Below are 13652 nucleotides of genomic sequence, written 5' to 3' on the forward strand. Positions count from 1 at the left end.
CATGTCCGCTCTCCCGTCGACCGTCGACACGGTCGCCCCCACCCTCGCCGCCGGGCACGGCAGCACCGTCGAGCTGCGCGGCCTCGTCCGCGACTTCGGCGGCGGCGCCGGCCTGAACGGGCTCGACCTCGCGGCCGAGCCGGGCGAGCTGATCGCCCTGCTCGGTCCGAGCGGCTGCGGCAAGACCACCGCGCTCCGTGCCCTGGCCGGGCTCGAGCGCGTCGACGCGGGCAGCATCCTCGTCGACGGCCGGGATGTCACCGACGAGCCGGCCAACCGGCGCGACCTCGGGATGGTGTTCCAGTCGTACTCGCTCTTCCCGCACCTGACGTCGGCCCAGAACGTCGAGTTCGGGCTCCGGATGCGCAAGGTGCCCGCCGCCGAACGACGCCGCCGTGCCGCCGAGGCGCTCGAGCTGGTCGGCCTCGGCCAGCACGGCGCGCGCTACGCGCACCAGCTCTCCGGCGGACAGCAGCAGCGCGTCGCCCTGGCGCGTGCGCTCGTCACCCGGCCCCGCGTGCTGCTGCTCGACGAGCCGCTCTCCGCGCTGGACGCCAAAGTGCGCGTGCAGTTGCGGGAGGAGATCCGCCGCATCCAGACGGAGCTCGGCATCACGACGTTCTTCGTGACGCACGACCAGGAGGAGGCGCTCGCCGTCGCCGATCGGGTTGCCGTCATGCGGGCGGGCGGGATCGAGCAGATCGGCCGGCCGGAGGAGCTCTACCGCCGGCCCGCATCGGCGTTCGTCGCCGAGTTCGTCGGCCTCACCAACCGCCTCCCCGCCACGGTCGCAGGGGGCCGGCTCACCGTCCTCGGCCAGGAGGTCCCGCTCGCGTCGGCCGCGGCCGACGGTCCGGTCACCGCCTACATCCGGCCCGAGGACGTGGTGCTCGGGGCGAACGGCCTGCCGGGCGAGGTGCTGACCTCCAGCTTCCTCGGCGCGCTCCGGCGCACGAACGTGCGGCTGGCTGACGGCACCGAACTGGCCGTGCAGCACGCCGCGGGGGACGTGCTCGCCCTCGGGGAGCGCGTGAACATCGCGCTCAGCGGCGCGCCGGCCACCGTCTCCCCGGTCGTCTGAGGGCCGGGGGCACGTCGCCGCCCGCTCGGCCGGCGGCGACGTGCGCTCGGTCGAGCCCGTCCAGCGGGGACCGCGGCGGTCGGCGGGTATAGGAGAGCACGACGCCCATGGCGACGAGCGACGCGATGAGCGCCGTCCCTCCGGCGGAGATGAAGGGCAGCGGAACGCCCAGGGTCGGGATCAGCCCGAGCACCACCCCGATATTCACGAACGCCTGGAAGATCAGCCAGACGAGCACGGTGCCGGTGGTGATGCGCACCACGGGGTCCGGCGTCGTCCGCACCAGGCGCACCATCAGCACGGCCAGCATCGCGAAGAGCAGCAGCACGACGCACGCGCCGATCAGGCCGAGCTCCTCACCGATCACCGCGAAGATGAAGTCGGTGTCCGCGGACGGCAGCCAGGACCATTTGGCATGGGAGTTGCCGAGGCCGACACCCCACAGGCCCCCCGATGCCAGCGCGTAGTGCGCGTTGTCGACCTGCCAGTTCACGTCGGGGTTGACCGCGCTCGTGCCGCCGAAGAAGGCGGAGATCCGGCCGCGGCGCGTGGCGCTGGAGAGGGCGATCAGGATGGCGACGAACGCTCCGGCACCCAGTACGACGCCCAGGTGCTTGAGACGAACGCCGGCGAAGTAGAGGGCGCCCAGCGTGAACGCCGCCATCACGACGGTGGTGCCGAGGTCGCCGCCGAGCACGACGAGCAGGAGCGCGGGCCCGGCAACGGGCACGATCCGTCGGGCCAGGGTGCGCCAGTCCTGGAGCTCCTCCGGACGGCGGCCGAGCATCATCCCGAGCCAGATCACCAGGCCGAGCTTGATGCCCTCCGACGGCTGGCCGGCGATCGGGCCGATGCGGATCCAGTTCGTGTTGTCGCCGATCTTCACGCCCAGCGGCGTCGCGAGGGCGAGGATCTGCAGCACGCACGAGAGCACCAGCACGACGACGGCGACCCGCTGCACGGTCCGGCGCGGCAGCCGCGCGACGATCACCATCAGCACGACGCCGAGCACGGCGTAGCCTCCTTGCGAACCGAACCGGCCGAAGAAGCCGTTGCCGTCGGTGAACGACTCCACCGACGAGGCCGAGAGCACCATCACGAGTCCGAAGACGACGAGGAAGAGCACGACCGCGGCGAGCAGCGTGCCGAAGGCGGAGGGCAGCGCGGCGCTCTCCTTCAATCGGATGAGGATGCGGCGGGGCCCGGCGCCGGTCGCGGGCGCGGAGGGGGGAGGTGCAGTCATGCGGTGCTGTTCGCTGTGATCGAGGGTGGTCGCTGTCCTCCTGACCCTAGGCGAGGCGCGCGGGCACGACCGGCGACCCACCGCAGCCCCAGTCATCTCGAGGGAGGGGAGCGACCATCCTGGGTGCTCCCTGTGACTTCATCGACGCCTCCTGAGAGCACCCTGAGGAAGCGCGAGGAGCCCGCCTAGACTGACGGGCATGGCCGACAGCGAGACCTCCGTCCCCCCGCCCGCTGGCGAGAACCGCGCACCCGCGCGATCGTGGTTCCTGCGCCGACGCCGCGAGCTCGGGGAGTCCCTCGACGGGCTCGAGCCGGTCGATGCGTCGCTTCCCCGCGGGGTGCGCCTGGCAGGTGCCTGGTCGTGGCGGCTCCTGGTCATCGGCGCGGTCATCGCTGTCGTGGTCTTCCTCATCGTCCAACTGCGCCTGATCGTCATCCCGGTGCTGATCGCCGTCCTCCTGGCTGCGCTGCTCGTGCCGTTCAAGGACCTCCTGCACCGCCACGGGTGGCCGCGCTGGCTGGCGATCGTCGCCGCGCTCGTGGCCCTCGTCGTCGTGGTCGGCGGACTTCTCTACCTCGCGATCTGGCAGGTCAGCCGCGAGAGCCACGAGCTCCAGACCCAGTCGGTCGCCGCGTTCGACCAGTTCCGCTCCTGGCTCACGACCGGCCCCCTCGGCCTCAGCGAGGACCAGATCAACGGCGCCTTCCAGTCGCTCTGGACCTCCATCCAGGAGGACAGCCAGGTCTTCATCTCGGGTGCGCTCTCCCTGGGCTCGACGGTGGGCCACGTGCTGGCCGGCGCCCTGCTGACGATCTTCAGCGTGCTGTTCATCCTGATCGACGGCAAGAGCATCTGGGGCTGGATCGTGCGCATCTTCCCGCGCAACGCCCGCGCCGCGATCGACGGCGCCGGGCAGGCGGGCTGGGTGACGCTCCGCAACTTCGCCAAGGTGCAGATCCTCGTCGCGTCGATCGACGCCCTGGGCATCGGCCTCGGCGCGTTCTTCCTGGGTCTGCCCCTGGTCATCCCGATCAGCGTGCTCGTGTTCCTCGGCTCGTTCATCCCGATCGTCGGCGCGGTGGTCACCGGCGCCCTCGCCGTCTTCATCGCCCTGGTGTTCAAGGGCTGGGTCTTCGCGCTCATCATGCTCGGCGTCGTCCTTCTGGTGCAGCAGGTGGAGGGGCACGTGCTGCAACCGCTCATCATGGGCACCGCGGTCAAGGTCCACCCGCTCGCGGTGGTGCTGGCGGTGGCGGGAGGGTCGCTGCTCGCCGGCATCCCGGGCGCCCTCTTCGCGGTGCCGTTCGTCGCCGTGCTGAACGTGATGGTGCACTACATCTCCAGCGGGGCATGGCGCGGGAAGGAGCAGGTCGCGTTCAGCCCGCCGGCGGGCGCCATCTGGGAGACCGTCCCGCGCGCCGTGCGTCGCCCCCGGGCCTGATGGTCGTTCCGACCGCATACACGGCGCGGAATATGGCGGCGAGTAGGCTGTGCGAGTGGCTACCGTGACCGACTCCACGCGCACTCCCTTCGCCGGCCCCGGCCTGGACGAGATCGAAGCCGCGCGCGCCATCGTGTCGCGCGTGGCCCAGCCCACTCCGATGGAGAGCTCGCGCTACCTGACCGACGTGCTCGGCGCGCCCGTGCTGCTCAAGTGCGAGAACCTCCAGCGCACCGGGTCGTACAAGATCCGCGGCGCCTACAACCGGCTGTCGAAGCTCGACGCCGAGGAGCGCGCCCGCGGCGTCGTCGCCGCCTCGGCCGGGAACCACGCGCAAGGCGTCGCCTTCGCCGCTCGCGAGCTCGGCATCCACGCCACGATCTTCATGCCGGTCGGCGTCGCCATCCCCAAGTTCCAGGCCACGCGCGCGTACGGCGCCGATGTGGTGCTGAGCGGCAGCATCGTCGACGAGACCCTGCGCGCCGCGGCCGACTTCGCCGCCGAGACCGGCGCCGTGCTGATCCCGCCGTTCGACCATCGCGACGTGGTCGCGGGGCAGGGGACGCTGGGCCTCGAGATCCTCGACGAGGCCCCCGAGGTGACGACCATCGTCATCCCGATCGGTGGCGGCGGCCTCATCTCCGGTGTCGCGAGCGCGGTCAAGCAGCGCGCGCAGCTCGAGGGGCGCACGATCCGGGTGATCGGTGTGCAGGCCGCGAATGCGGCGGCCTACCCGGTCTCGCTCGCCGCCGGCGAGCCCACCGAGATCTCACTGGTGCCGACGATCGCCGACGGCATCGCGGTCAGCAAGCCCGGCCTCCTGAACTTCTCGATCATCCGCGACGCGGTCGACGAGGTCGTCACCGTCACCGAGGACGACATCGCTCGCGCGATGCTGGTGTTGCTCGAGCGCGCCAAGCTCGTCGTCGAGCCGGCCGGAGCGGCAGCGGTCGCGGCCATCCTCGCCGACAAGGTCGCCGCCGATGGCACCACGGTCGCCATCCTGTCGGGCGGCAACATCGACCCGCTGCTGATGCAGCGCGTCATCGGGCACGGCCTCGCCGCCTCCGACCGCCACCTCAAGCTCTCGATCATGATGCCCGACCGTCCCGGTCAGCTCGCCCGCATCGCCGAGATCCTCGCCGGCGTCAACGCCAACGTGGTGGAGGTGCTGCACACCCGCCACGGCCGCGGCCTGCAGATCAGCCAGGTGGGGCTCGACGTGAGCGTCGAGACCCGCGGCACCGAGCACCGGCAGCAGGTCATCGAGGCGCTCCGCACCGCGGGCTACGACGCCGTCGTCGACTACGAGTAGCCGGTCGCCGACCGCTCGTCGTCAGGGCGTCAGCACGATCCGCCCGAACACCCGGCCGGCGTCCATCAGCCGATGGGCCTCCGCCGCCTGATCCAGGGGGAGCACCGCCTCGACCACGGCGTGCAGGTCGCCCTGCGTCGCGGCCGCGAAGAGCTCCGTGCGCGCCGAGCGCAGCGCATCCCGCGGCACGGTGTCGAGGCTGAACGTCGCGAACGAGCGCGACTGCTGGAACGCCCGCAGCAGGTGCGCGCCGAAGTCGGCGGGCGGAAAGCCGGCGACGGCTCCGACGAGCACCAGGCGCCCGTTCGGCGCGAGCCGGTCGAGGAACCCGGGGAGGTCCGCACCGCCCACGATGTCGATGATCACGTCGAAGTTCTCCGGGTCGGCGGGATCGCCCGCGCCGCTGCGGTCGAGCACGTGGGTCGCTCCGAACTCGCGCAACCGCTGCCCGCGCGCGGGAGAGGACGTCGTGACGGCGATCGGTCCAGCGCCGGCGCGCGCCGCGAGCTCCACGGCGGCGATCCCGATGCTGCCGGCGGCGCCGCGGACGAGCACGGACTCGCCGGCCGCCAGGTGCGCGTGGGCGAGCGCGAAGTGCGCGACCGGGGCGGCGCTGCCGAGGGTGACCGCGTCGATCGACGTCAGCTCGCCGGGCAGTGCGACCACGTCGGCGACCTGCGCGACGGCCTCCTCGACGTAGCCTCCGCCCGTCCCCGTGAACGCCCAGACGCGCCGGCCGATCCAGGATGCGTCGACGCCGTCGCCCGTCGCGGTCACGACCCCGGCGACCTCGCTCCCGGGGATCAGGCCCTCCTGGAAACCGAACCCGCCGAGCGTGCCCCGCCGGATCACCGCATCCACCCCGCCGACACCGATGGCCTCGGTGCGGATGGCGACCTGCCCGGCAGCGGCGACCGGGGACGGGGCCTCGACCACCTCCATCCCGCTCGGGTCTCCGAATCGGCGGATGGACACTGCTCTCATCGTGGTCTCCTCGTCGTGCTCGCACTCTGCGATACTGAGGGCCACGGTAGTGGACGCCCCCGTCCACTTACCCGAAGTGAGAACGAGGACGGGACGATTGCCTCAGATGCTCCGCGCCGATGCCCAGGACAACCGCGACCGGGTGCTGGAGGCGGCCCGCCGGCTCTTCGCCGAGCGCGGCATCGACGTCACGATGCGGGAGGTCGCCCGGCACGCCGGCGTCGGGCCGGCCACCCTCTACCGGCGGTTCCCGACCAAGCAGATCCTGGTCGACGAGGCGTTCGCGGAAGAGCTCCGCGCATGCCGGGGGATCGTGATCGACGGCTGCGCCGATCCCGATCCGTGGCGCGGCTTCTGCACCGTCATCGAGAGCATCAGCGTGCTCAACGGGCGCAACCACGGCTTCGTGGAGGCGTTCCTCTCCGCGAGCCCGTCGGACCAGAGCTTCACTGTCCACCGCACCGCTCTGCTCCAGATGCTCTCCGATCTCGCGGCGCGTGCACAGGCGTCGGGAGGCCTGCGGCCCGACTTCGTGATCGACGATCTCGTGCTGGTGCTGCTCACCGGGCGGGCCCTGTCGACCACTCCGGTCGAGGGCCGCACGGCCGCTGCCCGTCGCTTCGCCGCCCTCGCCATCGACGCGTTCCGCGCCTCGGACGCGCATCGGCCGCTGCCGCCGCGAGCGCGGCTGCAGGCTGCACTCTGAGACCCCGGTGACAACGACGGCGGGCCCGCGATCTCTCGCGGGCCCGTCGTGACGCTGCGACGCCGTTACTGTCCGGCGTAGGTCTCGACCTTGGTGATCTCCACGGCGATCTGACGGCCGTTGGGAGCCGTGTACTCCGTCTTCTCACCGATGTTGAGGCCGAGGATGGCCGCGCCGAGCGGGCTCTGCTCGCTGTAGACGGGCAGCTCGCTGCCGGCCGCGATCTCGCGGTTGCCGATGAGGAAGACGCTCTCGTCGCCCGCGATGGTCGCGGTCACGACCGTTCCCGGCTCCACGACGCCGTGGCTCTCGGGCGCGTGGCCGACGGTGGCGGAGCGCAGGAGGTTGGTCAGCTGCACGATGCGGGCCTCGATCTTGCCCTGCTCGTCCTTCGCGGCGTGGTAGCCGCCGTTCTCCTTGAGGTCGCCCTCCTCGCGGGCCGCCTCGATGCGCTTCGCGATCTCGTTGCGGCCGTTGATGCTGAGCTCCTCGAGTTCCGCCGCGAGGCGGTCGTAGGCGTCCTGGGTCAGAAAGGTGACCGGGGTCTCCTGGGCCATGGTGAGCTCCTTTGCGCCCGCGGCGATGGCCGCGTGGGCAGATCGTCCGGCCGGGGCCGGTGGGTAAAGTAGACGCCCCGACCTCGGTCGGGGCGTATCCACAGAATGCTAGGTCAGCCAGCAGGTGTTAATCAAACCTGTGTTGCTCTGCTGGATGGTGCGGATCGTCTCCGTGTGCTGGGTGATGCGGAGGTCGGAGCCGGGGTAGCTGACGATGCGCCAGCCGACGATCGCGAAGTCTTCGTTGAGCGCCTGGATGGCGCACGTCACGGGCGTGCCCTTCGGTGCGTTGATCGTGAAGCTGATGTCCACGTGATGCGCGTCGGGGATGGTGTACGCGGTGTCGGTGGCCTCCAGATCGGACTGGTTGTTGTCCCAGCCCGCCCAGAAGACCCAGGCGACGACGACCGCGAGGACGGCGACCGCGCCGCCGATGAGCAACCAGCGGTCCCGGCGCTTGCGCTGCGGCGTACGCCCGTAGCGGCGATCGATGGTCTCCGTCACGGCCATGCTCGCCGGTTCCGCCTCTCGGTACACGTTCAGGCCTGCCGTCGGGGCGGCGGTAGGCTGAGTCAAGACTAGGAGACGAAGCTGAGAATCGCGGCTTCCTCCCGACTCGAGAGAAGAGATCCCCGAACGATGATCGCCGACGCCCTCCTGCGCGCCTCCGTCTGGCTGGCCGCGACACCGACCCCGACTCCGTCGAGCGGTCCGAGTGAGGACCAGATCACCCCGGGCGTCGTCGGGTTCGTCGTCACCTTCCTCGTCGCGGTCGCCGTCGTGCTCCTGGTGATCGACATGGTGCGCCGCATCCGCCGCGTGCGCTACCGCGCGGAGATCGCGGAGAAGCTCGACGCCGAGCAGGCCGGGCAGCAGGACGCCGCGCCGGGAGCTGAGGACGACGACCGGGCGTAGCCCCGCTCAGCCGACGCCCGCTCAGCAGCGCCCGCTCAGCCGACGTTGTAGGCCGGGTGCAGGGCGATGAGCAGCGTCGCCGTCCAGTGGCAGAGGAACGCCAGCACGGTCAGCGTGTGGAAGATCTCGTGGAAGCCGAACTTCCCGGGGAACGGGTTCGGCCGCTTCACTCCGTAGATGACGGCGCCGATCGTGTAGAACACGCCGCCGACGAGCACCAGCACCATCATCGCGACGTTGGCCTCCACCAGGTCGACGATGTACATCATCGCCGCCCAGCCCAGCAGCAGGTAGATCGGCACGTACAGCCACCGTGGGGCGCTGATCCAGAACACCCGGAAGCCGATGCCGAGCAGCGCGCCGCCCCAGACGATGCAGAGCAGCAGGACGCCCTTCGACGGCGGGAGCGCCAGCACCGCGAGCGGCGTGTAGGTGCCCGCGATCAGCAGGAAGATGTTGGCGTGGTCGATGCGCTTCAGCACGACCTTGGTGCGCGGCTTCCAATTGAAGCGGTGGTACAGGGCCGAGTTGCCGAAGAGCAGCATCGACGTGAGCACGAAGACGGCCGACGCCCACTTGGCCGGTGCCCCCTGCGCGAGGCAGATGAGCACGATGCCCGCGGCGATGGTGAACGGGAAGGTGCCGGCGTGGATCCAGCCGCGCCAGGTCGGCTTGATCTCGGCCGGATTGGCCGGGGAGGCATCCAGCAGCGGGATGTTCGGCAGGTCCGGTCCCTGCTCGCGCGCGGTGGCGTCGTCCGCTTGAACGGCCGCGTCGGACGCATCGAGCGACGAGGCAGGCTCGTGCAGCAGCTCGGCGACGTCCTCGGGTTCGTGGCGGTTGCGGGGCGACATGGCCCAAGCGTAGGGGAATCCGGTGCCGGGATGCTGAGAGTCGCACCCGGTGCGGGGCGCTAACGTATCCCCGTGAGCAAACGCAGTACCGCCCCGGGGAGCGGGCTGCTCTACGGGCTCTACCAGAAGCGGCTGCGCCGCGAGCTGGCGGGACTGGGGGAGCAGGCCCTTCCGAAGCACGTCGCCATGATCATCGACGGCAACCGGCGCTGGGCGCGCCAGGCCGGGCTCACCACCGTGGCCCACGGCCACCGCGCGGGAGCCGCGAAGATGCGCGAGTTCCTCGAGTGGTGCGACGACCTCGGCGTCTCGGTCGCCACCCTCTACCTGCTGTCGAGCGACAACCTCACCAACCGCGAGAGCACCGAGCTCTCCGACCTGATCGAGATCATCGCCGAACTCGCCGACGACCTCTCCCGCTACCGCGACTGGCGCGTGCAGCACGTCGGCTCGCCCGCCGGCCTCCCGGAGCCGCTCGTCGCCGCGCTCGCCGCCGCCGAGCAGCGCACGGCAGGCAACACGGGCATGCACATCAACCTCGCCGTCGGCTACGGGGGCCGCAAGGAGATCACCGACGCGATGCGCAGCATCGTCGCCGCGCACCACGCCGACGGGGGCAGCCTCGAGACGCTGGCCGACCTCCTGACCCCGGACATGATCGGCGAGCACCTCTACACCGGCGGCCAGCCCGATCCCGACCTCGTCATCCGCACCTCGGGAGAGCAGCGGCTGAGTGACTTCATGCTCTGGCAGAGCGCGCACTCGGAGTTCTACTTCGTGGAGGCCCTCGGGCCGGACCTGCGCGAGGTCGACTTCCTGCGCGCGGTGCGCGACTACTCCCGCCGCCAGCGTCGCTTCGGCGGCTGAGCGGGCGCACTCCGGTCCCCGCGAGCCCGTACCGCTAGCGGAGGAGTTCCGTGCGTCCCGGGCATGAATCCCCTCCGTTCCCTGCCGACACGCCGAGCACCCCGCCCGAACTCCTCCGTTGCCGACAGGCCGGTCGCCGTGTGGTGAAAGGAGGAGGTCCTCTATGTCGTGCCCCGACAGGACGGGTAAGGGAGGAGATCGGCGGGTACCAGGTCCAGATGTCCTCCGCTCGCTTCGCCGCGTGGCCGACGGCGCGCCGCCGCCGGGCTCGCCGGGGGCTCCGCCGACCGGCAGAATCGTACGGGAGGTTCGGATGACGACTGTCGAAGAGTTCGCACGCGGGTTCGGCGAGGAGCCGGGATACCTGGACTATGGCCGGGTCGGCCCGGTCTCGCAGGCGGTGCGGACGGAGGCCTCCGCCCAGTACGAGATCCTGGGCCGGGCGCGCTACGGGACCGTCGACCGGCTGCAGCTGGAGGACGCCCGTGTCCGCGACGCCGTCTCGGCCCTCACCGACTTCCCCGCCGACCGGATCGCGTTCCAGCCGAACGCGTCGCTCGGCCTGATGCACGCCGCCTTCGGTCTCACGGGCGGCGAGGTGCTGCTCTCCCGGGGCGAGTTCCCCTCGGTCACCTACGCCGCGGTACGCGCCGCGCAGGCGATGCGCGTCATCACGCCGACCTGGCTCGAGACCGACCACGGCCGGGTCACGCCCGCGCAGATCCGCGAGCAGATCACGCCCGCGACGAGCGCGGTGATGGTGAGCCTCGTGGACTCGCGCACCGGCTACCTGACCGACATCGACGGCATCCGCCAGGTCATCGGCGACCGGCTGCTGATCGTCGACGCCATTCAGGGCTTCGGCATCGTGGATGCGCCGTACGAGGTCGCCGACGTCGTCCTGTCCGGCGGCCAGAAATGGGCCCGCGCGGGATGGGGGACCGGCTTCCTCGCGCTCAGCGAGCGGGCGATCGACCACCTGACCCCCGTCTTCAGCGGCTGGACCGGAACGGCGGAGGGGCTCACGTGGGACGAGGTCGTCGAGCCCGCCCACGCCGCCAAGGCCTTCTCGATCTCCAACCCCGATTCCATCGCGCAGGCGCGTTTCGCGGCCTCCCTCGAGGAGATCGCCGCGACGGGCGTGCCCGCGATCAACGACGCCATCGCCGACGGCGTGGAGCGGGTCATCGACCTGGCCGACGAGTTCGCGCTCCCGGTGACCTCCCCGCGCAACCCCGCGGAGCGCGCCGGCATCGTCGTCGTCGAGCCGCCGGAGACGCTGACCGCGCTCAGCGCCTCCCTGTTCAACCACGGGGTGAGTGCGTCGGTCCGGCAGGCCTCGGTGCGGTTCAGCGTGCACGCCGGGACCACCGAGGAGACGCTCGGGATGCTGCGGGCGGCCCTCACCTCGTACGCCTCGGCGATCTGACGCGCGCGCACCGGCGCGCGTCCAGCCTCCACAACTGGGGGCGAATGTTCACCTGATGGAAACACGACACGCGGGTGCCGCGGCGTTTCGTGTCGGAGGTGCGGCGTAGTTTCAAGGCATCGGGCATGGCGCCCGGTCGAGACGGCCACATAAGTTCGTTTCGGAACCCAGCGGCCGACTCGCCAAGTTGATCCGCAGCCCTCGCGGGGGCGGCGGGGTGGGAGTGGTCGTGGCTGAATCAAAGACCCGGCAGTTCGAGGCGGCACCCGACGGAACGAAGCAGGCCGAGCGCACGTACGTGCTCGACACCTCGGTCCTCCTGTCGGATCCCAAGGCGATCCACCGGTTCGCGGAGCATTCCGTCGTCATCCCGGTGGTCGTCGTCAGCGAGCTGGAGGGCAAGCGGAACGACCCGGAACTCGGGTACTTCGCACGGCAGGCGCTGCGCAACCTGGACGACCTGCGGGTGGAGCACGAACGGCTCGACTTCCCGATCCCGATCGGCGAAGGCGGCTCGCTGCGGGTGGAGCTGAACCACTCCAGCATGGCGGTCCTCCCGAGCGGGCTGCAGCTCGGCGACAACGACTCCCGCATCCTCGCCGTCGCCCTCAACCTGGCGAACGACGGCCTCGATGTCACCGTCGTCTCCAAAGACCTCCCTCTGCGCGTCAAGGCCGCCTCGGTCGGCCTCGCCGCCGAGGAGTACCGGCACGAGCAGGTCGTCGACTCCGGCTGGACCGGGCTCGCGGAGATCTCGCTGGGCAGCGACCAGATGAGCGACCTCTACGAGGAGGAGGGGATGCGCACCCCGCTCGTCGACGCCCTCCCCGTCAACACCGGCCTCGTCATCCACTCGGACCGTGGCTCGGCTCTCGGCCGCGTGGTCGCGAAGGGCGAGGTCAAGCTCGTCCGCGGCGATCGCGACGTGTTCGGGCTGCACGGCCGCTCGGCGGAGCAGCGGCTCGCGATCGACCTGCTGCTCGACCCGGAGATCGGCATCCTCTCGCTCGGCGGCCGCGCGGGCACCGGCAAGTCGGCCCTCGCCCTGTGCGCCGGCCTGGAGGCGGTGCTCGAACGGCAGCAGCACAAGAAGATCATGGTGTTCCGGCCGCTGTACGCGGTCGGCGGCCAGGAACTCGGGTACCTGCCGGGCGATCAGGGGGAGAAGATGAACCCCTGGGGCCAGGCGGTCTTCGACACGCTCGGCGCGTTGGTGTCGCAGAACGTGCTCGACGAGGTGCTGGACCGCGGCATCCTGGAGGTGCTCCCGCTCACGCACATCCGCGGCCGCTCGCTGCACGACGCGTTCGTGATCGTCGACGAGGCGCAGTCGCTGGAGCGCAACGTGCTGCTCACCGTCCTCAGCCGCGTCGGCCAGAACTCGCGGGTCGTCCTCACGCACGACGTCGCACAGCGCGACAACCTGCGGGTGGGCCGCCACGACGGCGTCGCCTCGGTGATCGAGACGCTGAAGGGGCACCCGCTGTTCGCCCACGTGACCCTGACCCGCTCCGAGCGGTCGGCCATCGCCGCGCTCGTGACGGAGATGCTGGAGGCCAACGAGCTCGCGTGACGGGATGCGCACGCCGCGCGTGACGGCGTGTGGATGGCCGTCGGATTCCCGGATGTCCTGTGGGTTTCTCCCGCCTGAGAGGCAGTCTCCTAGCGTGGAGGCATGGGGGGAAACACAGGGATCCGGGTCCTGATCCGGATCGTGACCGTGACCGTGGCCGGGCCGGCCCTCGCGCTGTGGGGAGTGCGGGGCGCCGGTCCGGCCGCGGTCGGCGCGATCTATCTGGCCGTCGTGACGGTGCCGCTGGTCGTCACGGATGTGCGCGAGCGGCGGTTGCCGAACGCGCTGGTGCTTCCGGGATACGCGTTCGCCGCGGTCGGCCTCGTGTGGGAGGCGCTGGCGCGTGGCTCGCCTGCGCACGACACGCTGGCGTCGGTGACGGTCGTGCTCGCCGGGGGAACGGGCGTGCTCGGGCTGTTCCTGCTGCTGGTGTGGAGCGGCGGGCTCGGGATGGGGGATGCGAAGCTCGCCGGGCTGCTCGCGATTGCGCTGGGGGCGGCGGTGCCGGTGCTGCTGTGGGTGGCGGCGGTGTTCCTCGCGGCGGCGCTGCACGTCGTGATCGAGTGGGTGGTACGGCGCGGGAGCCTGGGGAGTGACCGGCCGGAGGTCGCCTTCGGGCCGGCGATGCTGGGGGCGTTCTGGATGGTGGTGGTCGCGGCGCAGTAGGGGGCAGTAGCGGGAGCC

General features: G+C 71.2%; 14 protein-coding genes. 9 read left to right on the forward strand and 5 right to left on the reverse strand.

The window, feature by feature from the left end; genetic code table 11:
* The first annotated feature begins 1 nt into the window (after window position 1).
* Window positions 2-1081: an ABC transporter ATP-binding protein gene (locus HNR14_RS15605; protein ID WP_179701765.1), complete on the forward strand. Its 1080-nt coding sequence runs from the start codon at window positions 2-4 to the stop codon at window positions 1079-1081.
* Here the strand turns inward: HNR14_RS15605 and HNR14_RS15610 are convergent.
* The gene (locus HNR14_RS15610) at window positions 1044-2324 is read right to left on the reverse strand and encodes an FtsW/RodA/SpoVE family cell cycle protein (protein ID WP_179701766.1); all 1281 of its coding nucleotides are present in this window, start codon (window positions 2322-2324) and stop codon (window positions 1044-1046) included. The two genes, HNR14_RS15605 and HNR14_RS15610, sit on opposite strands and share 38 nt — an antisense overlap.
* 199 nt (window positions 2325-2523) lie before the next feature.
* Here HNR14_RS15610 and HNR14_RS15615 point away from each other — a divergent pair, with 199 nt between their 5' ends.
* Together HNR14_RS15615 and ilvA are read left to right on the forward strand one after the other, a co-directional pair.
* Window positions 2524-3768, forward strand: a complete 1245-nt coding sequence (locus HNR14_RS15615; protein ID WP_179701767.1) for an AI-2E family transporter — start codon at window positions 2524-2526, stop codon at window positions 3766-3768.
* A 55-nt stretch (window positions 3769-3823) separates the two neighbouring features.
* Entirely contained in the window at window positions 3824-5083 is a 1260-nt protein-coding gene (gene ilvA, locus HNR14_RS15620) for a threonine ammonia-lyase (protein ID WP_179701768.1), read from the forward strand.
* Window positions 5084-5104: 21 nt separating this feature from the next.
* Here the strand turns inward: ilvA and HNR14_RS15625 are convergent, their stop codons facing one another.
* Complete coding sequence (locus tag HNR14_RS15625) at window positions 5105-6067, reverse strand: zinc-binding dehydrogenase (RefSeq protein WP_179701769.1); 963 nt, start codon at window positions 6065-6067, stop codon at window positions 5105-5107.
* Between the two features lie 106 nt (window positions 6068-6173).
* On the opposite strand from HNR14_RS15625, the gene HNR14_RS15630 reads away from it, so the two are divergent.
* Window positions 6174-6773, forward strand: a complete 600-nt coding sequence (locus HNR14_RS15630) for a TetR/AcrR family transcriptional regulator (protein WP_246311583.1) — start codon at window positions 6174-6176, stop codon at window positions 6771-6773.
* A 65-nt stretch (window positions 6774-6838) separates the two neighbouring features.
* Here the strand turns inward: HNR14_RS15630 and greA are convergent, their stop codons facing one another.
* Together greA and HNR14_RS15640 are read right to left on the reverse strand one after the other, a co-directional pair.
* Window positions 6839-7330, reverse strand: coding sequence for a transcription elongation factor GreA (gene greA / locus HNR14_RS15635; RefSeq protein ID WP_179701771.1), 492 nt, complete (start codon window positions 7328-7330; stop codon window positions 6839-6841).
* 108 nt (window positions 7331-7438) lie between these two features.
* Window positions 7439-7834, reverse strand: a complete 396-nt coding sequence (locus tag HNR14_RS15640; RefSeq protein WP_248616264.1) for a DUF4307 domain-containing protein — start codon at window positions 7832-7834, stop codon at window positions 7439-7441.
* 135 nt (window positions 7835-7969) lie between these two features.
* Here HNR14_RS15640 and HNR14_RS15645 point away from each other — a divergent pair, with 135 nt between their 5' ends.
* Window positions 7970-8245, forward strand: coding sequence for a hypothetical protein (locus HNR14_RS15645; RefSeq protein ID WP_179701772.1), 276 nt, complete (start codon window positions 7970-7972; stop codon window positions 8243-8245).
* A gap of 35 nt (window positions 8246-8280) precedes the next feature.
* On the opposite strand, the gene trhA is transcribed toward HNR14_RS15645, so the two are convergent.
* Window positions 8281-8970 (reverse strand): PAQR family membrane homeostasis protein TrhA, encoded by a 690-nt coding sequence (gene trhA / locus HNR14_RS15650; protein WP_246311909.1) that lies wholly within the window; start codon window positions 8968-8970, stop codon window positions 8281-8283.
* A gap of 201 nt (window positions 8971-9171) precedes the next feature.
* Between trhA and HNR14_RS15655 the strand changes: the two genes are divergently transcribed.
* The 4 genes from HNR14_RS15655 (at window position 9172) to HNR14_RS15670 (ending at window position 13634) form a co-directional block, all read left to right on the forward strand.
* Window positions 9172-9966: an isoprenyl transferase gene (locus HNR14_RS15655; RefSeq protein WP_021763333.1), complete on the forward strand. Its 795-nt coding sequence runs from the start codon at window positions 9172-9174 to the stop codon at window positions 9964-9966.
* A 313-nt stretch (window positions 9967-10279) separates the two neighbouring features.
* Window positions 10280-11395, forward strand: coding sequence for an aminotransferase class V-fold PLP-dependent enzyme (locus HNR14_RS15660; protein ID WP_179701774.1), 1116 nt, complete (start codon window positions 10280-10282; stop codon window positions 11393-11395).
* A gap of 229 nt (window positions 11396-11624) precedes the next feature.
* Window positions 11625-12968: an RNA 5'-3' helicase PhoH2 gene (gene phoH2, locus HNR14_RS15665; RefSeq protein ID WP_343064511.1), complete on the forward strand. Its 1344-nt coding sequence runs from the start codon at window positions 11625-11627 to the stop codon at window positions 12966-12968.
* Between the two features lie 102 nt (window positions 12969-13070).
* Window positions 13071-13634, forward strand: a complete 564-nt coding sequence (locus HNR14_RS15670; protein WP_179701775.1) for a prepilin peptidase — start codon at window positions 13071-13073, stop codon at window positions 13632-13634.
* The last annotated feature ends 18 nt before the right edge of the window (window positions 13635-13652 follow it).

It is taken from the genome of Leifsonia naganoensis, assembly GCF_013410615.1.
GTDB lineage: Bacteria > Actinomycetota > Actinomycetes > Actinomycetales > Microbacteriaceae > Leifsonia > Leifsonia aquatica.

What these genes read in the sequence shown, in the direction of transcription:
- HNR14_RS15605 (WP_179701765.1), top strand. Translation starts at nt 2, where the DNA reads ATGTCCGCTCTCCCGTCGACCGTCGACACGGTCGCCCCCACCCTCGCC.
- HNR14_RS15610 (WP_179701766.1), bottom strand. Translation starts at nt 2,324, where the DNA reads ATGACTGCACCTCCCCCCTCCGCGCCCGCGACCGGCGCCGGGCCCCGC.
- HNR14_RS15615 (WP_179701767.1), top strand. Translation starts at nt 2,524, where the DNA reads ATGGCCGACAGCGAGACCTCCGTCCCCCCGCCCGCTGGCGAGAACCGC.
- HNR14_RS15625 (WP_179701769.1), bottom strand. Translation starts at nt 6,067, where the DNA reads ATGAGAGCAGTGTCCATCCGCCGATTCGGAGACCCGAGCGGGATGGAG.
- HNR14_RS15630 (WP_246311583.1), top strand. Translation starts at nt 6,174, where the DNA reads ATGCTCCGCGCCGATGCCCAGGACAACCGCGACCGGGTGCTGGAGGCG.
- greA (WP_179701771.1), bottom strand. Translation starts at nt 7,330, where the DNA reads ATGGCCCAGGAGACCCCGGTCACCTTTCTGACCCAGGACGCCTACGAC.
- HNR14_RS15645 (WP_179701772.1), top strand. Translation starts at nt 7,970, where the DNA reads ATGATCGCCGACGCCCTCCTGCGCGCCTCCGTCTGGCTGGCCGCGACA.
- HNR14_RS15660 (WP_179701774.1), top strand. Translation starts at nt 10,280, where the DNA reads ATGACGACTGTCGAAGAGTTCGCACGCGGGTTCGGCGAGGAGCCGGGA.
- HNR14_RS15670 (WP_179701775.1), top strand. Translation starts at nt 13,071, where the DNA reads ATGGGGGGAAACACAGGGATCCGGGTCCTGATCCGGATCGTGACCGTG.